Origin of the sequence: Flavobacterium sp. M31R6, assembly GCF_013284035.1 — a bacterium.
GTDB lineage: Bacteria > Bacteroidota > Bacteroidia > Flavobacteriales > Flavobacteriaceae > Flavobacterium.
The window spans coordinates 2,707,346-2,732,146 of record NZ_CP054141.1 but is presented as its reverse complement, the minus strand read 5'-3'; the positions used below and the strand labels follow the sequence as shown (position 1 = coordinate 2,732,146).

Below are 24,801 nucleotides of genomic sequence, written 5' to 3'. Positions count from 1 at the left end.
AAAATCGTTAATCTTAAATCAAAAGTTCCTCCTTTTTTTAACACAATCTTCCATACTGTTCTATCAAAAGTAGCAATCAAAATGGTAACTTTGCTTTTTTGCAAAAATTATGCTAGATACAAACAATACGATTGAGGTTCAAGGTGCCCGCGTTCACAATCTAAAAAATATAGATGTTTCCATTCCCCGTGAAAAACTGGTAGTCATAACGGGTCTTTCGGGCTCTGGAAAATCCTCATTGGCTTTCGACACTATTTATGCCGAAGGACAACGCCGTTATGTAGAAACGTTTTCAGCTTATGCGAGGCAATTTCTAGGTGGTTTGGAACGTCCCGATGTCGATAAAATTGACGGACTCTCGCCTGTTATTGCCATCGAGCAAAAAACTACCAGTAAAAGTCCGCGTTCTACAGTGGGAACCATCACCGAAATTTATGATTTCCTGCGTTTGCTTTATGCCCGTGGTGCCGATGCCTACAGTTACAATACCGGTGAAAAAATGGTCTCTTACTCCGATGACCAAATCAAAGATTTAATTATTCAGGATTTTACAGGAAAACGAATCAATATTCTCGCTCCGGTTATTCGAGCAAGAAAAGGACATTATGCCGAGCTTTTTCAGCAAATAACCAAACAAGGATTCTTAAAAGTTCGTGTCAACGGAGATATTCTGGATTTGGTTTCGGGAATGAAATTGGATCGTTACAAAACCCACGATATCGAGATTGTTGTCGACAGAATGCTGATTGAAAACACACCTGATAACGAAAAACGCCTGTCCGAAAGTATCAACACTGCAATGCATCATGGCGAAAATGTTTTGATGGTTTTGGATCAGGACACCAATGAAGTTCGTTATTTCAGTAGGAACTTGATGTGTCCGACTACAGGAATATCCTATCAAAATCCAGAACCAAATTTATTTTCTTTCAATTCACCCAAAGGAGCTTGCGATAATTGCAACGGATTGGGAACTGTCAATCAAATTAATGTTGGCAAGATTATTCCGAATCCTAAATTATCCATCAAAGCTGGGGGATTTGCGCCTTTAGGTGAATACAAATCATCTTGGATTTTCAAACAAATGGAGATTATAGGTGAGAAATATGGTTTTAAATTAACCGATGCCATCGAAAAAATTCCTTCAGAAGCAATAGAAATGATTTTGAATGGCGGAAAAGAAAAATTCACCATTAATTCTGAAGTTTTAGGAGTTGCACGCGATTATAAAATTGACTTTGAAGGAATCTCCCATTTCATAAAAAACCAACATGATGAAAGTGGTTCGACAACCATTAAGCGTTGGGCCAAGGAATTTATGGACGAAATAAAATGTCCTGTTTGCGAAGGTTCCCGTTTGAAAAAGGAAGCCAATTATTTTAGAATAAACGAAAAAAGCATATCCGAGTTGTGTGATATGGATATTTCGGATTTGACAGCTTGGTTTTTGGATTTAAACAAACATTTATCAGACAAACAAAAAAGAATTGCTACCGAAGTAATTAAGGAAATCAAAGACCGTTTGGCTTTCTTAATGAATGTAGGATTGGAATATTTAGCTTTAAGCCGAAGTTCCAAATCACTTTCGGGTGGTGAAGCACAACGTATCCGTTTGGCGACACAAATTGGGTCGCAATTGGTGGGTGTTTTATATATTTTGGATGAACCAAGTATTGGTTTACACCAAAGAGACAACGATAAGCTGATTCATTCTTTGGAGCAATTGCGTGACATTGGTAACTCTGTTATTGTGGTTGAACACGATAAAGACATGATCGAACGCGCGGATTATGTAATCGATATTGGTCCAAAAGCAGGGAAATACGGAGGGGAAATCATCAGTATTGGGACTCCGGCCGAAACATTGGCTTCGGATACGATTACTGCTCAGTATTTGAATGGCAAAATGAAATTGGAAATTCCCGAAAAACGCCGTGAAGGGAATGGAAAATTCCTGAAATTAACCGGAGCTACAGGAAATAACCTAAAAAATGTTTCAATTGAATTGCCTTTGGGTAAAATGATATGCGTTACGGGAGTTTCGGGAAGCGGGAAATCAACATTGATTAACGAAACCCTCTACCCTATTTTGAATGCCTATTATTTTAATGGTGTTAAAATTCCGATGCCGTATAAAAAAATAGAAGGTTTGGAACATATCGACAAAGTGATCGATATCGACCAAAGCCCGATTGGACGAACACCGCGTTCCAATCCTGCAACCTACACTGAAGTTTTTACCGAAATACGAAACCTATATACAATGACTTCCGAAAGTATGATTCGTGGGTATAAAGCGGGACGTTTTAGTTTTAATGTAAAGGGAGGCCGTTGCGAAACCTGTGAAGGTTCTGGAGTTCGTACCATTGAAATGAACTTTTTGCCTGATGTGTATGTAGAATGTGAGACCTGCCAAGGAAAGCGTTTCAATAGAGAAACATTAGAGATTCGCTATAAAGGAAAATCCATTTCGGATGTGTTGAACATGACCGTTGACGAAGCGGTACCTTTCTTTGAAAACATACCTAAAATTTATAGAAAAGTAAAGACTATTCAGGATGTTGGTTTAGGGTATATCACGCTTGGACAACAAAGTACCACACTTTCGGGCGGTGAAGCACAACGTATCAAACTGGCCGGTGAATTGTCAAAAAAAGACACCGGAAATACATTTTACATTCTTGACGAACCGACAACCGGTTTGCATTTTGAAGATATTAGGGTGTTGATGGATGTAATTAATAAACTAGTTGATAAAGGAAATACCATCTTGATTATCGAACACAATATGGACGTAATCAAACTAGCCGATTACATTATTGACATTGGCCCCGAAGGCGGAAAAGGCGGTGGACAACTTGTAGCCAAAGGAACTCCTGAGGAAATTGTGAAAAATAAAAAAAGCTATACGGCGCAGTTTTTGAAAAAAGAGTTATTATAAAATTCCCCTCCAATGGAGGGGTGCCCAACGGGCGGGGTGGTTTTTTTTGATTATTTTTCCTATATTTTTTTGTACTTTCACATTAAAGAAAGTCTCATTAGAAAAAGTATAAAATGGAAAACAATAGAGAAATTACAGCTTATATAGACAAGCATCCTATCTATAGGAATTTCATCGAAGATTTACCCTATAACATAAAATTAAAAGCGCGAGCCCGAGCATTGCGTAAAGCAGGTGTACTGTCAGAAGTTATTTTTTGGATGCAAGTTCACAAAGCAAAATTTTGGAAAATAGATTTCGACCGACAAAGAATCATAGGGAATTTTATTGTAGATTTTTATGTAAAAACCTTAGGCTTAGTAATCGAAATTGACGGTTCGAGCCATGATAACAAAGAAGAGTACGACCAAAAGAGAGAAGATTATCTCGTTTCTTTAGGGTTAAAAGTTTATAGAATCTCTGATTTAAGAGTAAAACATGATTTGAATAATGTAATGATTGAACTAGAAAAATATATTATTGAGGAATTTGGATGAACATTTAAAAACCACCCCGCCTTTCAGGCACCCCTCCAATGGAGGGGAAATCAAACGAACAACTTTTGTTGACAGGAACTCGTTAAATTTTTTTTAAAAAAAAAGCAATACGGCGCAGTTTTTGAAAAAAGAGTTATCTTAGTTAAACATGTTTATCAAAGATTAAAGTTGAATTAAAAACAGATGCCCTAGCCCAGATAGTAGTGGAAATCCTTATGAGCCAGGGTTCGGCTCATAAGATTGAAACGGATAGCTGGAAATAGCTCCTAAAAAACAAAACATATGAGATTAGAAGATTTTGACAACGACGAAGACAGAGTAATCCAAGATAAATTAAAGCGTAAAACTTGGAATGAGATAAAAACAAACGATAGTTGGGCCATTTTTAAAATCATGGCAGAGTTTGTAAACGGATATGATTCGATGAGTCGTATTGGACCCTGTGTGACTATTTTTGGTTCGGCGAGGATAAAACCGGAGGATCATTATTATTTACTGGCTGAAAAAATTGCTTTCAAAATCAGTAAGGCGGGTTATGGCGTGATTACGGGCGGTGGTCCCGGAATTATGGAAGCTGGAAACAAGGGCGCGCATTTGGGTGGAGGAACTTCGGTGGGGCTTAACATTGAATTGCCTTTCGAACAGCATTTTAACCCTTATATTGATAGAGACAAAAACTTGAATTTTGATTATTTCTTTGTTCGAAAAGTAATGTTTGTAAAATATTCGCAAGGATTTGTGGTGATGCCAGGAGGATTTGGAACTTTGGACGAATTATTTGAGGCGATTACCCTAATTCAGACCAAAAAAATAGGCAAATTCCCGATTATATTGGTTGGAACTGCATTTTGGTCTGGTTTGATTGATTGGATAAAAACAGTACTGATAGAAAGAGAACACACGATAAGTCCAGATGATTTGAATCTCTTTAAAATAGTAGATACCGAAGATGAAGTAGTCGCGGTACTGGATAATTTCTATAAAAAGTACGATTTAAGTCCTAATTTTTAATACTGAGAGCCGTTTTACAAACGGTTCTTTTTTTTTAACGCATATTAGTGTATTTTGACTATTAAATACTGGCCTTTTCTTAATTTTTTGTAAATTGTCTTAGATTTATACTTTTTTAGAAACTTATATATCACCCCAGATTGAAAACTCACGGTAAAATCATACTATTCTTAATTGTTTTGTTGGTTTTCCACAAACAATATGCACAGCATCACTCTAAAATGTCTGTGGCAGTGAATATGAATTCTAATACCCTGACAGTTGATCAAGAAATTACCTTTTATAACCAGACTAATGATACTTTAACCTCTATAGTGTTGAATGATTGGAACAATGCTTTTTCAGATAGAGAGAGCCCATTGGGGAAACGTTTTTCGGACGAGTTCTACAATAAGTTTCACATGGCGCTAGCAGAAGATCGTGGAGGAACCGTTAATTTAATTATCGAGGATAACGATAAAAATGTTTTTACATGGGAAAGAACCAAAAAAAATCCTGATTATATTGAGGTTTTACTACATCATACATTGGCTCCAAACCAAAAAGTAAAATTGCATCTTACTTATATTTCCATGATTCCAAGCAACAAATTTACCAAATATGGTCATTTTGAAAAATATGGCATGCATCTCAAAAACTGGTTCCTTACCCCTGTCCGTTATGAAAATCATCAATTTATAAAATACAGTAATGAAAGCCTTGACGATATTGCTAATGGAGTTTCGGATTTTGATGTTGATTTGAAAATTACCAATAAAAACGCAGTAACAACGGATTTAACTGTTAACAATTTCACTGCAACCGAACAAGAAACCAATGTCAATCTTTCAGGTAAAAACAGAACCGATTTTGATTTAATTATTGAAAAAGAATCGAGTTACAGAAGTTATAAAATTGGCGCTTTTGAAGTCATGACCAATTTAAGTTCGGGAAGATTTGATGACTCATTGAAAACAGCAATCATCAAGCGAGTGGTTGATTTTGCCAATACTCAAATTGGACAATATCCTTTTGGGAAAATCATCGTTTCTGAGGAAGATTATGAAAAAAATCCGTTTTATGGTCTGAATCAGTTGCCAAAATTTATGCGCCCTTTTCATTCTGATTTTTTATTCGAAATAAAATTTTTAAAAACCTATTTGAATAATTTTCTCAAGAATAGTTTGCTGTTGGATTCCAGAAAAGACAATTGGATTTATGATGGCATTCAGATATTTACCATGATGAATTATATTGAACAATATCATCCTGACAGCAAGATGATGGGATCGGCTTCCAAGTTCTTTCTATTCAGGGGATTCAAAATGGCGCAAACTGATTTTAATGATCAATACAGCTACTATTACATGTTGATGGCACGTAAAAATCTCGATCAAGCACTTAATGAGCCAAAAAATACGTTGATAAAATTCAATGTGCAAATTGCGAACAAATACAAAGCTGGTTTGAGCCTACAATATCTAAACGATTACCTTAGAAATGATTTGGTTTTGTCCGGAATTCAGCAATTCTACAAACTTAATAAAGAGGTACAAACGAACAGGGATGATTTTGAAAACATATTGAAATCAAAAGCGCCAAAAAATATTGACTGGTTTTTTAAATATATTATTGATAGTCGAGTACCTATTGACTATAAATTTGGAGATTTTTCCAAAACAAAAGACAGCATCATTTTTACTGTAAAAAACAAAGGAGTTCCATTGGTTCCAATGCCTGTATTTGGTATCAAAAACAAACAAATTATTTTTAAAAAATGGATCGAAACCAATGAAATAGATACTACACTCATTTTTGAGAGAAAAGGCATTGATAAACTGGTATTGAATTATAATAACGAAGTACCTGAGTTTAATTTGAGAAACAATTGGAAATCATTGTATCCATTTTCACTAAACCGTCCATTGAAACTTACTTTTTTTGAGGATTTAGAAGATCCGCATCGTTCCCAATTATTTTATGTACCTACACTATTTTATAATAAATATGATGGGTTTGCACCTGGTATCAGTTTTTACAACTATAGTTTCTTTGACAAACCGTTCATGTTTTCCTTAAATCCGATGTACTCCATCAATACCAAATCAATTGTGGGCAGTTATCAATTAATCCTAAATCATTATTTAAGAGAAAGTAGACTATATAATATGCGCTATTCTTTGAATGGTTCTTATTATCATTATGCCGAGGATGCCGCTTATTTAAAATTGTATCCAAGTTTGTCATTATACTTTCGGGAACCTAGGTACAGAGATAATAGAAAACAGGCCATATTTGTAAAATACAATATCATTTACAAAGAACCATCTGCTGTTGTGATTGATAGTACAGATAATTATTCCATTTTGAACCTTAAATATTCCAATATAAAAACGGAGGTTGCCAGCCATGTTAAATTCTTGACCGATGTACAGTTTTCAGGTTATTTTGGTAAAATATCAGCTGAAATGGAATATCGTAAGTTGTTTAATGATAATCGTTATTTTAATGTTCGTGCATTTGCTGGTACTTTTTTATACAACACGAACAACACCCAAAACTATAATTTTGGAGTTTCCAGAGTTAATGATTATTTGTTTGATTATCCTCTTTATGCACGATCTGATGAAACTGGAATATTAAGCCAGCAATACGTTATGGGCCAAGGAGGACTTAAATCGTTCGTTAATCCTTCGGAATCCAATCAATGGCTGGTAACAACAAATTTGAGTTATAGTCTATTATGGAATTGGGTAGATGCGTATGCTGATTTTGGTTTTGTAAAAAATAAAGGGTTTCATAATAACTTTGTTTATGATAGTGGAATACGGCTAAATTTGGTTCAAGATTACTTCGAATTATTCTTTCCTGTGTATTCTTCGAATGGATTTGAACCAAGCCAAAAAAATTACGGTGAAAAAATACGATTTATCTTTATTTTTAATCCAAAATCATTAATTAATCTTTTTACCCGAAAATGGTTTTAATTCAAAATAAAAACTTTAAAATATTAAACTATTACATAATTTTTTAAGTTTAAATTACATATATGATAAAAATACATTCGATTTACTGGAAATTATTTCATAAAAAATTATAAAAATACAGAATCACATAATGATATATACGTAGTTTTTGATTACTTTTGCACCATTAAAGCTATACTTTTAAATTATGATAAAAGAGAAAGTCAATACTAGTTTAACATTTGAAGATTTTAAAACCGAAGTCTTAAATGATTACCGAATTGCCATAATAAGCAGAGAATGTAGTTTATTAGGACGTAAAGAAGTATTAACTGGAAAAGCCAAGTTTGGTATTTTTGGTGATGGAAAAGAAGTTCCACAACTTGCCATGGCCAAATGCTTTAAAAATGGAGACTTCCGTTCAGGATATTATCGCGATCAAACTTTTATGATGGCTATTGGCGAATTGACTATTGAACAATTTTTTGCCGGTTTATATGGTCATACTGATATTGATTTGGAGCCAATGTCTGCAGGAAGACAAATGGGTGGTCACTTTGTAACCCATAGTTTGAACGAAGACGGATCTTGGAAAAACTTAACACAACAAAAAAATTCTAGTGCCGATATTTCTCCAACAGCTGGACAAATGCCTAGATTACTTGGATTGGCGCAAGCCTCAAAGATATACAGAAACGTTCCAGGAATTCCAAATGCAGACCAATTTTCAATAGAAGGAAATGAAATTGCATGGGGAACTATAGGAAATGCAAGCACATCAGAAGGATTATTTTTTGAAACCATGAATGCTGCCGGAGTTTTACAAGTTCCTATGGTGATGAGTGTTTGGGATGACGAATACGGAATTTCTGTACATGCAAGACACCAAACTACCAAAGAAAGTATTTCGGAAATCTTAAAAGGATACCAAAAAGATGAAAATACGAATGGTTTTGAAATATTAAAAGTAAAAGGATGGGATTATGTTGATTTGATTGCCACTTATGAAAAAGCGGCAGAAATCGCCCGTGAAAATCACGTTCCTGTTTTGATTCATGTCGATCAACTGACACAACCTCAAGGACACTCGAGTTCTGGTTCACACGAAAGATATAAAAATGCTGCCCGATTGGCATGGGAAAAAGATTTTGACTGTATTCGTCAAATGAAATTATGGATGATTGCCATTAATATTGCGTCACCAGAAGAAATTGACGCTATCGATTTGGAAGCCAAAAAAGAAGTTTTTGAGGGTAAAAAAGCCGCTTGGAATGCTTTTATTGGGCCAATAATTGAAGAGCAAAATGAATTGGTCGCTATTTTGGAAAGAATAGCAATAACCAGTGCCAAAAAAGAGGAAATCCTTAGAAATGCTGCAGCATTAAAAAGTATTAAATCACCTTTGAAAAAGGAAATAATGGTAATCGCAAGAAAAACATTGCGTTTGATTATCAATGAAGAAGACAAAATTGAATTATCCAATTGGATCACTAATTATATCAAAAAAACACAACCGAAATTTAGCAGTAATTTATTCTCTGAATCGGATAAAAATGTTTTTTCTGTTAAAGAAGTTTTGCCTCAATATCCAAGTGATGTCACAGAAGATACTGACGGTAGAATGATTTTGAGAGACAACTTCGATGCACTTTTTACAAAATATCCAGAAACTTTAATTTTTGGTGAAGACGCAGGAAATATTGGTGATGTAAATCAAGGTTTGGAAGGAATGCAAGAGAAATATGGTGAGTTGCGAGTTGCCGATGTTGGGATTCGTGAAGCTTCTATATTAGGTCAAGGAATTGGAATGGCGTTGAGAGGACTACGTCCGATTGCCGAAATACAATATCTAGATTATCTATTGTATGCTATTCAGATCATGAGTGACGATTTGGCTACATTACAATACAGAACTGTTGGTAGACAAAAAGCACCACTTATTATACGTACCCGTGGACACCGTTTGGAAGGTATCTGGCATTCCGGTTCTCCAATGGGGATGATTATCAATGCCATTAGAGGAATCCATGTCTTGGTTCCTAGAAACATGACACAAGCAGCTGGTTTTTACAATGCTTTATTGGAATGTGACGAACCTGCTTTGGTTATCGAATGTTTGAACGGTTACCGATTGAAAGAAAAAGCACCTTTGAATTATGGTGAATTCAAAACACCAATTGGTGTTGTGGAAACATTGAGAAAAGGAACTGACATAACACTTGTTTCTTATGGCTCTACATTGAGACTGGTAGAACAAGCTGCCAAAGAATTATTTGAAGTAGGCATTGATTGTGAAATTATCGATTTACAATCCTTACTTCCGTTTGACATTCATAGTGATATTGTAAAAAGTATCGCAAAAACCAATCGTTTATTGGTTATTGACGAAGATTTACCTGGTGGAGCTTCTGCTTACATTTTGCAACAAATTGTAGAACAACAAGATGCTTACAATCATTTAGATAGTAAACCACAAACTTTGACCGCAAAAGCACACAGACCTGCTTATGGTACAGATGGCGATTATTTCTCAAAACCGTCTGCGGAAGATATTTACGAAAAAATATATGAAATGATGCACGAAGTAAATCCTTCAAAATATCCAAGTTTGTATTAAACTTAAAATGCATTAATCAAAATCCCAATCTTCAGGTTGGGATTTTTTTTTATCTTTATTCAAAAACTATTATCACCATTTTAAATGACACCCTTAGAAACTTTATTTTTAGATTTAAATGACATCAAAGTAATCGATAGCGCTATTCCCTATTCGGAATACACACCATTAGATTTATCGGCTTCCAATCTGGAATTGAATCAACTGAATATTACTGATTCTTCACAATTTGAAGCTTATATCGAACATTTATTAGCTAAAAACAAAGCAAAAGTCACATATGGTGGTTACAATGAAATTCGTAATTTGTATAAACGAAGTGCTGTCTTTAATGATCTAAATACAGAGGAACGAAACATTCACATCGGATTGGATTTATGGATTAAAGCTGGCACTGCTGTTTTGGCTGCTCTAGACGGAAAAGTACATAGTTTTCAATACAACAATAACCTGGGTGATTACGGTCCTACCATAATTCTACAACACAAATTGGAAAACCATGTTTTTTATACTTTATATGGTCACTTGTCTTTAGAAAGTATTGCGAATCTGAAAGTTGGTGATTTTTTTTCAAAAGGACAACAATTGGCAACATTGGGCGATGCAAGTGTAAATGGTGATTATTCCCCACATTTGCATTTCCAGATTATTAAAGACATAAAAGAAAATTTCGGTGATTATCCAGGAGTTTGCAGTAAAAGCAAATTGGATTATTATTTGGAAAATTGTCCAGATCCCAATCTGCTATTGAAAATTTACTAATAAAGTTTCTTTAAATATTATCTTTCAGACGAATAAACAGACTACTTATATATCTCTGTTCCCAAAAGATAAATCCCATATTAATAGTTATTGGTTGTATTTATACCTACATTTGATATGGATATACCCTATTTATGGATGTATTAAGAAGAATATTACTTTTTAATACTGCTGTCCAAAGTAAATATTGGTACCATGAAATCAATTTTGACCATAGAAGATAATAGTTTACTTAAATCACTACCCAATAATAAAGTAATAGCAACGAAAGAAATCAAAGTCTCGAAAGTCCCTGCAAAAAAAAAACCGTTTTCAAAGAAGGAGCTCAAAAAAAAATCTTTTACTGTTGTAGCTATTGGTGCCTCTGCAGGTGGTCTTGAAGCAGTAACCCAATTATTGAAAAACATTTCTCCTACCACAGGTATGGCTTTTATATATGTCCAACACCTAAGTCCAGATCATAAAAGTTTACTTGACAAACTTTTATCTAAAGTGACTCAAATGAAGGTCCAGTTGATTGATAACATGGAATTACTGAAACCCAATAATTTTTATGTTATTCCCAATGATAAAGAAATTGAGGTTATTGATGGACATATAAAATTGACTCCCCGACCTAAAAACAGAACTTCAAACTTCTCAATCGACTTACTTTTTTCTTCTTTGGCAGAAACCCATCATGAAAATGTTATTGGTGTTATTCTGTCTGGATCTGCCAACGACGGCACACGAGGATTGAAAGAAATAAAACAGGCCGGAGGAATTACTTTCGCCCAGGATGACTCGGCGAAATTTGGCAGCATGCCCAATTCTGCAATTGCTGAAGGTATTGTTGATTTTGTATTATCTCCAAAAGAGATTGGAATTGAATTAACACGAATCAGTCAGCATCCTTTAATAGTCAATACTGCCATAAAAAAAATCCCTGAAGCCGAAATAGAAAATAGCAATCCAGAGTTGAAGGTTATTCTACAACTTTTACACAAAAGAAAAAATGTAGATTTCAGTCACTACAAAATGAATACTATCAAAAGACGAATGCTTCGCAGGATGTTAGTTCATAAAATTAAAACTTTAAAAGAATACATCGAAATACTTACTAATCGAAGCAATGAAGTCGATATTCTTTATCAGGATCTATTAATTAATGTAACCGCTTTTTTTAGAGATGCTGAACCGTTTTTGTATTTAAAAAATGTAATTCTGCCTAAATTAATCGAAGCGAAAACTGCAGGTGAGACTCTTCGCTTATGGGTTGCTGCTTGTGCCACCGGTGAAGAAGTTTATTCGATAGCGATATTATTACTCGAATTACAAGAAAACAATCCTAACAGTATTCCTTTTCAAATTTTCGCTTCCGATCTCAGTGGCGAAGCCATTCGGATTGCTCGAATTGGTGAATATTCTGCTTCGCAATTGGCAACAATTTCACCAGAAAGATTAGTTCGCTTTTTTGTAAAATCCAAAAATAAATACCGTATTTCAAAACAGTTAAGAGATGTTTGTGTATTTGCAAAACACAACATTTTGCGGGATCCTCCATTTTCAAGAATGGATTTCATTAGTTGCAGGAATATGCTAATCTATTTGGACACAACTGCTCAGAAAAAAGCAATTTCCACTTTTCATTATGCCTTAAACGATGGAGGTTGTTTGATGTTGGGAAAATCGGAAACAATTGGAACAACAGCACAGCTTTTTTCGATTCTCGATAAAAAATTCAAATTTTATTCCCGAAAAAAAAATTCAGATTTACGCACCAATCCTGACCTTACTTCACGTCTATCCCATTCTACCATGCCTGATAAAAACACTACACCACCTACTACATTCAAAAAAGTATCTGCATCTGTAAACGGCACTATCGGAATGGCTTTTGATGCCGTTTTATTGGAACATCATGTACCTGCCAGTGTCATTATCAACTACGATTTAGAAATTCTCCAATTTAGGGGATCTACTTCTTTGTATTTACAGCATTCCCCTGGTAAGGCCAGTTTTAATATTTTGAAAATGGCACATATAGAAATCACATTTGAGTTGCGAAATGCCATTCATCATGCCATTAAAACAAAACTTCCGATCCAAAAAATTGGGATTGAAATGAATCGAAACCCGATAGACAAAACTATTCAAATTGTAAATCTCGAGGTTATTCCGCTTAACATTGAAGGAGAAGAGCCTTTATTGATTGTTATTTTTACAGGAAACATCGAACATGAAACAGAGGAAGACTCAATAAAAGGGCAAGAAAACAACACGATTGCTAAAGATCGTCGAATAAAAAAACTTGAAGACGAACTTGCTGCAGCGCGTGCAGATATGGGATCTATCACCCATGATCAGGAAGCCGCCAATGAAGAACTGCAAAGTGCCAACGAAGAAATAGTCTCAAGTAATGAAGAATTGCAAAGCTTGAATGAAGAACTCGAAACCTCCAAGGAAGAGATTGAATCAACCAATGAGGAATTGGTAACCAGTAATCAGGAATTACATTCCAGAATTCAGCAAGTCGAAGAATTAAACCAATATAATGAAGCCATACTCTCTACAGTTCATGAACCTGTGCTCATTCTTGATAAAGACATAAAAATAAAATCAGCCAATAAATCATTTTGCAAAACATTTCATGTAACCGAAGAAGAATGCATTGGAAAATCATTATATAAATTAGGGAATAACCAATGGAACATTCCAAAATTAAGAAAGCTAATAGAAGAAATTGTTTCTGAAAACAAGAACTTTCATGATTTTGAAGTAGAACATGTTTTTCCGGTTATTGGAAAAAAAATAATGTTACTCAACGCACACCGGATCATCCAAGCACGAGAAAATGAAGAATTAATTGTTCTTACGATTATTGACATTACCGATGTTCGAAATCTTGCCATTGAACTCCAAATCAAAGAGAAAAAAGTACTGGAAGTACAACTTGAAGTAGAGAAAAAAGCACTTAAAGCCATTGAAGACAGCAATAAACGGTATAGTATGATGCTCATGCATTCTCCTTTCTCTTTTGTCATATTAAAAGGAAAAGAGATGGTCATCAAACTTGCCAATGATAGTATTAAAGAAATTTGGGGAAAAGGCAATGATATCGAAGGCAAGCCAATTCTTACCGTTTTGCCCGAATTAAAAGATGGTCCGATCCCAAAAATGCTAGACGAGGTATATACAACAGGTATTCCTCAAGAAGGATATGAACTCCTTGTTCCCATAAAACGCAATGGCCAATTTGAGGATGTTTATTTTAATTTTGTTTATCAACCTTATCTCGATGCTGATGAAACCATTTTGGGGGTAACCGTTATTGCTTACGAAGTTACAGCTCATATTAATTTAAAGTATGAATTAATCGAAGCAAAGCGCGTAGCGGAACAAAACACAAAAATTGCCGAAAATGCATTAAAATCTAAGCAACAATTTTTGTCGAATATGAGTCATGAGATTAGGACTCCGATGAATGCCATAATTGGGTTTACAAATGTGGTTTTGAAAACTGAATTGAATAAAGAGCAAAAAGAATTTATCACAGCTATTAAATCTTCGGGAAGCGCATTGATTGTTTTAATTAATGATATTCTTGATCTTGCCAAAGTAGATGCTGGAAAAATGACTTTTGACAAAAAAAACTTCAACATCTTTGAATCTATTGGCGATATCTTTTATTTGTTTGAATCTAAATGTTCAGAGAAAAATTTAAAATTAGAACAACAATATGATAGTCGAATTCCTGAATTTATTGTAGGCGATTGTATGCGTTTACGACAAATTATTTTAAATTTAATAAGCAATGCTATCAAATTTACTTCAAAAGGAAAAATAATATTGAGTGTTCAAATGCTGAAAGAAGATTCAGAAAAAACCACAATAGAATTCAAATTAACCGATACAGGTATTGGAATTCCAAAAAACAAACTGGCAACTATTTTTGATAATTTCGAACAAGCTTCTACCGAAATTTCAAGATTGTATGGCGGAACCGGTTTAGGTCTTGCCATTGTCAAACAACTGGTAGAGCATCAAGGAGGTACATTAATTGTACAAAGTGAAGAAGGTATCGGCTCCACATTTGGTTTTGTCATGGATTTTGAAAAATTCTGCGATGAAATTCCTGCAGAAACAGAAAATATTTACACTACAATCGAAGGATTAGAAAATGTAAAAGTTTTGGTCGCAGAAGATGTACCGTTGAATCAACTTTTGATAAAAATCATTTTAGAGGAATTTGGTTTTCAATGTGATATTGCCGAAAATGGTAAAGTAGCCATTGCAAAGCTAAAAGAGAATAGCTATGACATTATTTTAATGGATATACTAATGCCTGAAATGAACGGGTTTGAGGCTACAGATTTCATTCGAAATACAATGAATTCCAAAATTCCTATCATTGCGCTTACTGCAGATGTGACCACCGTAGATGTACAAAAATCAAAAACCGTGGGAATGAATGATTATATCTCAAAACCCATTGATGAAAAGCTTTTGTATGAGAAAATAGTCAAACAGCTTAAAAAAACACTTCCTAAGAAATAGAACTCTAACCTTTGTCAAAGTTTACAACTTTGACAAAGGTTAGATGCTAGACAAAATTATATGCATCTAGTTTTTTTGATTTGCAATTAAAATTTTGCTAATGGCTTATATTTAAAAAGGCAACAATCAGTGAATTATACAACAATCTTGTAAATTCTATAACATCGATTGTTGATTTCTAGACGACCTTTACTCTATCCTTTAAAACAAGAACAACTTGAAATTATACATCAAATACATGGTTAGTAATCGCTGCAAAATGGCGGTAAAAGAAGAATTGAAGAAACTTGGTCTGCACTTTATTGTGGTTGATTTAGGCGAAGTGGAAATCATGGAAACTATTTCTATGTATCAAAGAGAGCAACTCAAAATAGGCTTAATCGATTCGGGACTCGAATTGATGGATGATAAAAGAGCCATGCTTATCGAAAAAATAAAAAATGTAATTATTGAATTGGTACATCATACTGATGAAAACATTAAAATTAATTTTTCCGACTATTTGCATGAAAAATTAAATCACGATTATACCTATATGTCCAATCTTTTTTCGGAAGTGCAAGGAACTACAATCGAGCAATTTATCATTTCGCACAAGACCGAAAGAATTAAAGAATTGATTATTTATGGCGAACTCAATATCACTGAAATTGCTTGGAAAATGGGATATAGCAGCGTAGCTCACTTATCGAGTCAGTTCAAAAAAGTAACAGGCCTATCTCCTACCCACTTTAAACAATTAAAAGACAAAAGACGAAGCCCAATTGAGGAAATTGGGAATTAAGTACAACTTCATCTTTAAAATTCCACTATAAATTTAACCAACAATACCACGTTTCCTAATGCAAGAATCACAATATGCCAGAAGTTTAATAGAAGCCAGTTTGGATCCTTTGGTTACCATTAGTACCGAAGGCAAGATTACGGATATGAATGAAGCATTGACTCATATTACTGGAATATCGAGAGAGGAATTGACAGGGACTTATTTTAAAGATTATTTTACTGAGCCAAAAAAAGCACACGATGTTTATCAAGAAGTTTTTTCTAAAAGCTCAGTTTCTGATTCTCCGCTTACACTTCGCCACAAAAATGGAAAACTTACAGAAGTGTTATTTAATGGTTCTGTATATCGTGACAATCATGGCAATATAAAGGGAGTAGTAATTGTAGCAAGAGATATAGCCGAACAAAAATGGGCGCTGGAATTGAGAAATGCTAATAAAGAATTGGCCTTTCAAAATGATGAAAAAGAAAAACGTGCAGATGAATTAGGCATTGCCAACAAAGAATTAGCTTTTCAAAACGAAGAAAAAGAAAAACGTGCAGCCGAATTAGGTATTGCCAACAAAGAATTGGCATACCAAAATGATGAAAAAGAAAAACGCGCAGATGAATTAGGAATTGCCAATAAGGAATTGGCTTTTCAAAATACAGAAAAAGAGAAAAGAGCCGCAGAGTTAGTTATTGCAAATGAAGAGCTGGCCTACCAAAATAAAGTCAAAGAAAAAAGAGCTGCTGAGTTAGTTATTGCCAACAAAGAATTGGCTTTTCAAAATGATGAAAAAGAAAAAAGAGCAGATGAATTATACATTGCCAACAAAGAGCTTATTTTTCAAACAGGTGAGAAAGAAAACAGAGCAGCCGAACTCGTAATTGCAGATCTTGAACTTGAATTTCAAAACAAAGAGAAAGAGAAACGTGAAATCGCAAACAAAGAACTAGAAGCCCATAGTTATTCCCTTAAATTGGCTTCCCAATATTCTTTGAGTTTGATTGAAGCCAGTCGGGATCCATTATTTACCATTTCACCAAACGGAAAAATTACGGACACCAATGATGCAACAGTTCGAGTTACTGGTGTATCCAGAGAAAAACTTATAGGTTCTGATTTTATTAATTATTTCACAGAGCCTCAAAAAGCTCGGGATGGATATAAAAAAGTTTTTTCAAAAGGTTTTGTCGTCGATTATCCGCTAACTATAAAAGACGAAAAATTTACCGATGTTTTGTTTAACGGCTCGGTTTACAAAGATGATTTAGGAAATGTGGTTGGTGCAGTTGTGGTTGCCAGAGATATTACCGAACAAAAGCGAATTGCAACAGAATTATTTGAAGCCAAAGTCTTTGCTGAATTGGCAACAGTAATAGCCGAAGAAGCAAAAAGTAAAGCAGAATTGGCTACTAAAATTGCTGAAAATGCCGTAAAAGCAAAACAGCAATTTTTATCGAACATGAGTCATGAGATTCGGACACCGATGAATGCCATAATTGGATTTACGAAAGTGGTCTTAAAAACGGAATTATCAGCCAAACAAAAGGAATATCTGATGGCCATAAAAATGAGTGGCGATGCGCTAATCGTGCTTATAAATGACATTTTGGATTTAGCAAAAGTAGATGCAGGAAAAATGACTTTTGAGCAAAGTCCTTTCAAAATAAAAAAATCATTATCTTCTATGCTTCATTTATTTGAAACAAAAATTCAGGAAAAAAACTTAAAATTAGTTTCTGAATACGACGATAAAATTCCAGAAGTCTTAGTTGGAGATGCAATTCGTTTGCACCAAATTATTTTAAATTTGGTTAGTAATGCAGTAAAATTCACAAATAAAGGGGTCATTACCGTAAGCGTTCATTTAATGTTTGAAGACGACGAAAAAGTAATTATTGAATTTGCAGTCAAAGACACCGGAATAGGAATAGGAGAAGATAAAATTGACCGAATTTTTGAAAATTTCCAACAAGCATCAAGTGGAACTTCCCGATTATATGGAGGTACAGGTCTTGGACTTGCTATTGTAAAACAACTGGTAGAATCTCAAGGAGGAAGTATTAGGGTCAAAAGTAAAATAAACGAGTATTCCCGTTTTAGTTTTACTTTACCTTTTCTAAAAACGAAAGAAGATGCAGAACTAGAAAATGAAATTATGGAATTGGACAATGAAATCAAAGGCATCAAAGTCTTGGTTGTTGAAGATATGGCTCTCAATCAATTGTTGATGAAAACGGTATTGGATGATTTTGGCTTTGAACGTGATATCGCCGAAAACGGAAAAATTGCCATCGAAAAACTCAAAACAAATCAATACGATGTTGTTTTGATGGATTTACAAATGCCTGAAATGAACGGTTTTGAAGCCACAGAATACATTAGAGAAACATTGAAATTGACAATCCCAATAATTGCTCTGACGGCAGACGTCACAACTGTAGATTTGGCTAAATGTAAAGCTGTGGGCATGAACGATTATATTGCAAAACCCATTGATGAAAGAGTATTATACAGCAAAATTGTAGGTTTAATACAAAAACCTAAAAATTTAAAACCAAAGAATACTATCAAAACAGGGGGTTCAGAAGTGGAAAAAGTAAAATACATCAATTTAGATTACTTGAACCACCGCACCAAATCCAATCCAAAATTGATGATTGAAATGATTGGGCTATATCTGGAACAAACGCCTGAGCTAATCAGTACATTAAAACAAAGTTTGTTGGATCAAGATTGGAATATGCTAAATGCTGCCATTCACAAAATGATTCCCTCATTTTCAATTATGGGAATGCATTCCGATTTTGAAAATATGGCAAAAAAAATTCAGGAATTTGTGGCAATACAACAACAAAATGATGAAATGGAAAGTATGGTATTGAAACTTGAAGATGCATGTACGCAGGCCTGTAAAGAATTAGAGCTAGAATTAGAAACACTAAAAAAATCCCTAAAATGAATAGCACAAACAAAATAAAACTGTTCTTAGTCGATGATGACGCCTTATTCTTGAAGTCTTTGGAAATTGAGTTTTTGGATCATGCTGATTTTGAAATAGAAACCTACTCTACCGGTGAACTTTGCCTTGCCAATTTATCCAATAACCCAGATGTTATTATTTTGGATTATCATCTGGATGGTATTGATAAAAATGCGATAAACGGTATCGCAACCTTGGACAAAATAAAAGCATTCAATCCTGAAATTGCTGTGATTATGCTGTCTTCTCAGGATAAAATTGATGTAGCTATCGATTGTATGCATCATCAGGCCTTTGATTATGTGGTTAAAAGCGAAACGGCTTTTGTTCGTTTGCAAAAAATAATATCATCTCTTTACGAGTTTAGAAAAATGAAAAAAGAACTAAGCTGGTATATGGACAGGATGTAATTAAAATAATTTCAAATTCTATCGCACTATAAATTTTAAAAATAAAAATCATGAAATGAGCATTAACGTAAATTGGTCGCAATTGAAAATCATCGAATACCAATATAAAATAGTAACCGATGAGATAAACACTAATGACGATATGCGAATTACATACAACCAATAATAATCAATAAATATCTACATTATGAATATCAAAAGAATCTTCGGCGCATTATTAACAGCACTCGGTATCGGTGGGCTTATTTATGATGCAGTAATATTTACTAACACTTCTGGCAGTGAAAGGGACATTAAAGCATTAATCATCTATGGAATTTTAGGAACTGTTTTCTTTATAGCAGGAATTAGTTTAGTGCGTACTACAAAAGATGAATCTTAGATTTGTATAACACAAACTAAAAAATTCTTTATAAATATATTTCCCATCAAAAAAAACAATAGTGTTTTTTACTGATTTGCCAGGTTGGCGCAACGGCATCAAGAACATAGGAGTTTTCCAACCTTACATCTATGACCAACGAAATGGTACACGAGCTTGATAACCGTTAATCAGTTAAAAATATTCTCCTTTGCTTTAAACCATTGCATATTTTGCGGCTTTTTATAAATATTTAACTGACTTTATCTTTAGATTAGCATCAAAAACATAATGTCTTGGTAAGCCTGTAGGGATTTCAAAACTGACAATTTCAGTCTTGCTGATACCTTCCAGATACATTACTAAAGCTCTTAAACTATTGCCGTGAGCGACTATCAAAACATTTTGTCCAGTTCTAAGTTTTGGTTCTATTTCTTTTCTAAAATAAGGGACTACCCTATCGTAAGTATCGGCTAAACTTTCGCCATCTGGCGGCCGAATATCATAACTTCTTCTCCAAATTTCTACTTGTTCAGAACTGTATTTTTTTGAGACTTCGTCTTTGTTTTGTCCTTGCAAACTTCCATATCTTCTTTCATTTAAAGCTTTATCTGCTATAATAGGGATCGTAGTTTGGTGAATTACTTCCAAAATTATTCTCAAAGATTCCTCTGCTCGTTTTAGAACAGAAGTGTATGCAATATTATATTCAAAATTCTTCAACTTGATTCCTGCTTGTTTTGCTTCTTCTTTTCCCAAAGGAGTAAGTGCCACATCTACATTACCGGTAAATAGATTCTCTAAATTATAAATCGACTGTCCGTGCCGAATAAGTGTCAATATTGCCATACTTATTTCTTTATTACATTTTTAAACCCGAAATACCAGCGAATTTGATTGAGAATTCAACATCCTAATTTCGGTAAAATTTCTATGAAATGCAGGATAAATAAATTCTATTTTTAGAATCTAAAATATAGATTTATAAGTAAATAAAAACGAATAATGTCTGTAAATTCTATAACTATTATCAAAAGTTATACAACAGTATTTCATACTTAAGTTTCCATCTTTGTACTCTAAAGGTTTCTGATTTTGAATAATCTAGATCAGAATTTTTTTTTAAAAAATAGTCGTAAAACAGCATTAAAAACTAGAAAACATGGAACCACAAATTGGAATTACGAAACAAAATTTACAAAAAAGCATTGCAATCTTATCTTCAGTTTTAGCAGATGAAATGACTTTATATATAAAAATACGAAAATTCCATTGGAATGTATCTGGCAATAGTTTTATGGAATTACACATATTATTTGAAAACCAATACAAACAATTAGAATCTTCAATTGATGAAATTGCTGAACGCATCAGTAAATTGGGAGGCAAAGCTATTGGCACCATGAAAGAATTTTCAGAACTGACAAGACTTAAAGAAAATCCAAATAAATATCCTTCACAAAAGGATATGCTACTGGAACTATTAGAAGATCATGAAACCATTATTATTGAACAACGCAAAGATGTAACAGTCTGTGCTGAAGAAAATAATGATGCTGGTTCAGCAGATTTTTTGACTGGCTTAATGGAAGAGCACGAAACAATGGCCTGGAAACTTAGAAGATACTTAAGTTAAGTCAATACAAAAAAACTATAAAAATGTATAAAGTAGAAAAAGAATTAGGGTTCAGTTCCAAAAGTCATTGCAAAGTGGGTAAAGTAACTTCTAGAAAAAATGCTGCAGTTGATACTGGCTCCATTCAATTTGATTTTAAAACAGAAGCTTTTAAAAAATCCAATATTCTATTTATAGAAAAAATAAGAACTCTTTAGGTTCACTTCATTCTATAAAAATATATAAAAAGAAAAGTCATGTATCATATTTCAATTATTTCGTCGAGTATAAGAACAGGTAGAAAAAGCCACAGTGTCGCATTGTACTTGCAAAAGTATCTCGTAGAAAATGAATTGGCGACAGCCGAAATATTAGATCTGAAAAGCTATAATTTCCCAATATTTGAAGAGCGATTGGAATTTCAAGTTAAACCGACAGCTCAGGTACCTGAATTTACTGATAAAATCAAAGCTTCAGAAGGTATTATTATCGTTACACCGGAGTACAATGGAGGTTATCCCGCTAGTTTAAAAAATGTTATTGATCTTTTGTACGCCGAATGGGAACGTAAACCTATTGGAATTTCCACTGTTTCGTCTGGAGGATATGCTGGATCACAAGTCTTGATTTTTTTACAATTCGTACTTTGGAAAATTAAAGCATTTACCATTCCTGCAACTTTTCAGATTGCAAAAGTTCAGAATGAATTTGATGATTTAGGAAATGCCATCCACAAAGCCGCAACTGATAAACTGGCGTCTGCTTTCATAAAAGAATTGCTTTGGTCAATAAAATTGGTCAAAAAAGAATCTTATTCATCGGACGTAATTAGCATATAAAGAAAAAGAGTTTCATTCGAGTGTTTTCCGCAAGAAGGCACTCGAATTTTTAATTGGGGTAACTCAATACTATAATTTTTAAAATAAAAAATAAAAAATGACTGCCTCCTCAACTATTGTCACAAAGAAATTATTCCTATTTTTTCTTCTTATATCAGGTTTATATTATGGGAAAGTTTTCCTTATGCCTTTTGTAATTGGAGGAATTTTGGCTACCCTTTTTTTACCTTTTTGCAATTGGATGGAAAAAAAGAAAATTCCAAAAGGAATAGCAGTATTTCTTTGTTTTTTTGCTTTATTCCTTTTTCTTTCTGGCTTAATTGCACTACTGAGTTGGAAAATATCTGAAGTGATGAACGATATCACTCTTTTAAAAGATAAGGCCATTGATACTGTTGTCTACATTCAAAAATACATTTACAGCCATTTTAATATTTCGATAGAAGAACAGTACAAAATTTTGAAAGAGGAAAAACCTTCTTATTCAAATATGGTGCAAATGCTATTAAGTTCGCTGGCGATTACATTAACTAATCTTATTTTGGTCACGGCTTATTTTTTATTTTTGTTGTACTATCGCTCGCATATCAAACAATTTATCTTAAAACTTACTGCCATTTCAGAGCAAAAAGCAATGGAACAAGTAATACACAAGGTGGCCAATGTATCGCAACAGTATTTGATTGGCCTTTCAAAAATGATCGTTTGTTTATGGATTATGTATTATATCGGTTTTAGCTTTATTGGATTAGAAAACGCACTCTTTTTTGCCATACTATGTGGATTCCTAGAAATCATTCCTTTTGTCGGTAACATCACTGGAACGGCACTTACGATTTTAATTGCAGCCATGCATGGAGGCAATTTAATTCTACTTGGAGGTATTGCCATTACATACGGAATCGTTCAATTTATACAAGGCTGGTTGCTTGAGCCTTTGATGCTAGGACCTCAAGTAAAAATTAATCCTTTATTTACGATTATTGCACTAGTACTAGGTGAACTACTTTGGGGAATTCCTGGAATTATTTTGGCAATACCATTAACTGCCATGCTAAAAATCATCTGTGATCATGTTGAAGCATTGAAACCTTATGGCTTTTTGATAGGAGAAATTGAAAGCAAAAAATCTACAAATTCAAGTTTTTTCAAAAAAATAAAAGCCCTATTATAACGAATAGTAAAAGTCAATTTATTATCCCAAAAAAGAACCGCCAACATCCAAACACATTTTATAATTTATTTAAAAAGGTGTGAATCATGTAACTAATAGAAAAAGTTATGTAACACTTAAAATCAATTTGTGAATGACCTTTGATATAAACAATTAAAAAAACACAAAAATGAAAAAATTATTATTCATATGTATATGTTTAGCATTTACATATAGTACAGAAGCAAAAACGGGAAAACTAAAATGGGATATTAAAATTTCTGAAACTAAAGCTTCACCTATTGGAGATTTAGAAAATGATTTTTATAAAACAAATATTCCGTTTTATGGAGTTGGAAACTTAGCAACTACGCTTCTTGATGAAATAAAGGATACTGATAATGACGGTGTTTCCGACAGAAATGATAAATGTCCTAATACTCCTGCTGGTGTCGCTGTTGACAAAACTGGATGTCCTCTTGATAAAGATATAGATGGTGTTGCCGATTATTTAGACGAATGTCCCGATGTACTAGGATTAGGAACCTTGAATGGTTGTCCTGATACTGATAAAGACGGAATAGCTGACAGCAAAGACCGTTGTCCTGATGTTGCCGGTTCAGTTGACTTAAAAGGCTGCCAGGATGTTGATAAAGACGGTGTTGCAGACATTGATGATAAATGCCCGAATACAACTGCAGGTTACAAAGTAAATGCATCTGGGTGTCCTTTAGACAATGATAATGATGGTGTAGCCAATGAAGTGGATCTCTGTCCTGATGCTGCTGGGCCATTAGCACTAAAAGGTTGTGCAGATACTGATGGCGATGGTGTAACAGATAATGTTGACCGTTGTCCAAGCGAGAAAGGGAATATTATTGACAAAGGCTGTCCTACAATTGCACCAGTAGACGTCAAAAAAATAGCTGATATTGCAGGTAAACTTTTCTTCGAGAATGGCAGTGCAGAGTTAAAAATATCGTCTTATGTTCAACTTGATTATTTGGTGGTCATATTAAAACGTTATAATGCGACTGATTTACAAATTGGTGGTCATACTGATAATGTGGGTGGTGACCTCGCTAATATAGACTTATCAAAACAACGTGCCGAATCTGTTAAAACTTATTTAATCAGCAAAGGAATACCTGAAACTAGGCTTACTGCTTTAGGATTTGGAGACGGTAAACCAATTGCCGATAACAAAACTTCTTCAGGCAGAGCCAAAAACAGAAGAGTTGAATTGATAACAACATATAAATAGTTTATATTATTTTTTTGGAAAAGGTTTGGGTGAATGGGGCTGTTGGAAACAACAGC

General features: G+C 33.9%; 17 protein-coding genes. 16 read left to right on the top strand and 1 reads right to left on the bottom strand.

The window, feature by feature from the left end; translation table 11 throughout:
- The first annotated feature begins 109 nt into the window (after positions 1-109).
- The 11 genes from uvrA (at position 110) to HQN62_RS11085 (ending at position 19,895) form a co-directional block, all read left to right on the top strand.
- Positions 110-2,941 (top strand): excinuclease ABC subunit UvrA, encoded by a 2,832-nt coding sequence (uvrA, locus tag HQN62_RS11135; RefSeq protein WP_173504406.1) that lies wholly within the window; start codon positions 110-112, stop codon positions 2,939-2,941.
- A 113-nt stretch (positions 2,942-3,054) separates the two neighbouring features.
- Entirely contained in the window at positions 3,055-3,477 is a 423-nt protein-coding gene (locus HQN62_RS11130; RefSeq protein WP_173504405.1) for an endonuclease domain-containing protein, read from the top strand.
- A 282-nt stretch (positions 3,478-3,759) separates the two neighbouring features.
- Positions 3,760-4,488, top strand: coding sequence for an LOG family protein (locus HQN62_RS11125; protein ID WP_173504404.1), 729 nt, complete (start codon positions 3,760-3,762; stop codon positions 4,486-4,488).
- Between the two features lie 239 nt (positions 4,489-4,727).
- On the top strand, positions 4,728-7,454 hold the full coding sequence (locus HQN62_RS11120; protein WP_254454432.1) for a gluzincin family metallopeptidase: 2,727 nt from the start codon (positions 4,728-4,730) through the stop codon (positions 7,452-7,454).
- Positions 7,455-7,641: 187 nt separating this feature from the next.
- Positions 7,642-10,050, top strand: a complete 2,409-nt coding sequence (locus HQN62_RS11115) for an alpha-ketoacid dehydrogenase subunit alpha/beta (protein ID WP_173504403.1) — start codon at positions 7,642-7,644, stop codon at positions 10,048-10,050.
- 84 nt (positions 10,051-10,134) lie between these two features.
- A complete protein-coding gene (locus tag HQN62_RS11110; RefSeq protein ID WP_173504402.1) occupies positions 10,135-10,812 on the top strand; it encodes a peptidoglycan DD-metalloendopeptidase family protein in 678 nt (225 codons plus the stop codon).
- Positions 10,813-11,007: 195 nt separating this feature from the next.
- Positions 11,008-15,348, top strand: a complete 4,341-nt coding sequence (locus tag HQN62_RS11105) for a CheR family methyltransferase (RefSeq protein WP_173504401.1) — start codon at positions 11,008-11,010, stop codon at positions 15,346-15,348.
- 238 nt (positions 15,349-15,586) lie between these two features.
- Positions 15,587-16,132, top strand: a complete 546-nt coding sequence (locus HQN62_RS11100; RefSeq protein ID WP_077377454.1) for a helix-turn-helix domain-containing protein — start codon at positions 15,587-15,589, stop codon at positions 16,130-16,132.
- Between the two features lie 58 nt (positions 16,133-16,190).
- On the top strand, positions 16,191-19,082 hold the full coding sequence (locus HQN62_RS11095; RefSeq protein ID WP_173504400.1) for a PAS domain S-box protein: 2,892 nt from the start codon (positions 16,191-16,193) through the stop codon (positions 19,080-19,082).
- Positions 19,079-19,513, top strand: coding sequence for a response regulator (locus HQN62_RS11090; protein WP_173504399.1), 435 nt, complete (start codon positions 19,079-19,081; stop codon positions 19,511-19,513). Before HQN62_RS11095 ends, HQN62_RS11090 begins: the two co-directional genes overlap by 4 nt.
- 187 nt (positions 19,514-19,700) lie before the next feature.
- Positions 19,701-19,895 carry a hypothetical protein gene (locus HQN62_RS11085; protein WP_111411367.1) on the top strand — a complete coding sequence of 65 codons (195 nt, stop codon included), beginning with the start codon at positions 19,701-19,703 and terminating at the stop codon, positions 19,893-19,895.
- A gap of 222 nt (positions 19,896-20,117) precedes the next feature.
- Here HQN62_RS11085 and HQN62_RS11080 read toward each other — a convergent pair whose 3' ends face one another.
- Positions 20,118-20,723 carry a 2,3-bisphosphoglycerate-dependent phosphoglycerate mutase gene (locus tag HQN62_RS11080; protein ID WP_173504398.1) on the bottom strand — a complete coding sequence of 202 codons (606 nt, stop codon included), beginning with the start codon at positions 20,721-20,723 and terminating at the stop codon, positions 20,118-20,120.
- Between the two features lie 313 nt (positions 20,724-21,036).
- On the opposite strand from HQN62_RS11080, the gene HQN62_RS11075 reads away from it, so the two are divergent.
- The 5 genes from HQN62_RS11075 to HQN62_RS19060 all read left to right on the top strand — a co-directional run bounded on the left by HQN62_RS11075 (position 21,037) and on the right by HQN62_RS19060 (position 24,745).
- The gene (locus tag HQN62_RS11075; RefSeq protein ID WP_173504397.1) at positions 21,037-21,510 is read left to right on the top strand and encodes a Dps family protein; all 474 of its coding nucleotides are present in this window, start codon (positions 21,037-21,039) and stop codon (positions 21,508-21,510) included.
- A gap of 23 nt (positions 21,511-21,533) precedes the next feature.
- On the top strand, positions 21,534-21,707 hold the full coding sequence (locus HQN62_RS11070) for a hypothetical protein (protein ID WP_173504396.1): 174 nt from the start codon (positions 21,534-21,536) through the stop codon (positions 21,705-21,707).
- Positions 21,708-21,746: 39 nt separating this feature from the next.
- The gene (locus HQN62_RS11065; protein ID WP_173504395.1) at positions 21,747-22,328 is read left to right on the top strand and encodes an NADPH-dependent FMN reductase; all 582 of its coding nucleotides are present in this window, start codon (positions 21,747-21,749) and stop codon (positions 22,326-22,328) included.
- 97 nt (positions 22,329-22,425) lie between these two features.
- Positions 22,426-23,502 carry an AI-2E family transporter gene (locus HQN62_RS11060; RefSeq protein WP_173504394.1) on the top strand — a complete coding sequence of 359 codons (1,077 nt, stop codon included), beginning with the start codon at positions 22,426-22,428 and terminating at the stop codon, positions 23,500-23,502.
- A 169-nt stretch (positions 23,503-23,671) separates the two neighbouring features.
- The gene (locus HQN62_RS19060; RefSeq protein ID WP_173504393.1) at positions 23,672-24,745 is read left to right on the top strand and encodes an OmpA family protein; all 1,074 of its coding nucleotides are present in this window, start codon (positions 23,672-23,674) and stop codon (positions 24,743-24,745) included.
- Positions 24,746-24,801: the final 56 nt, after the last annotated feature.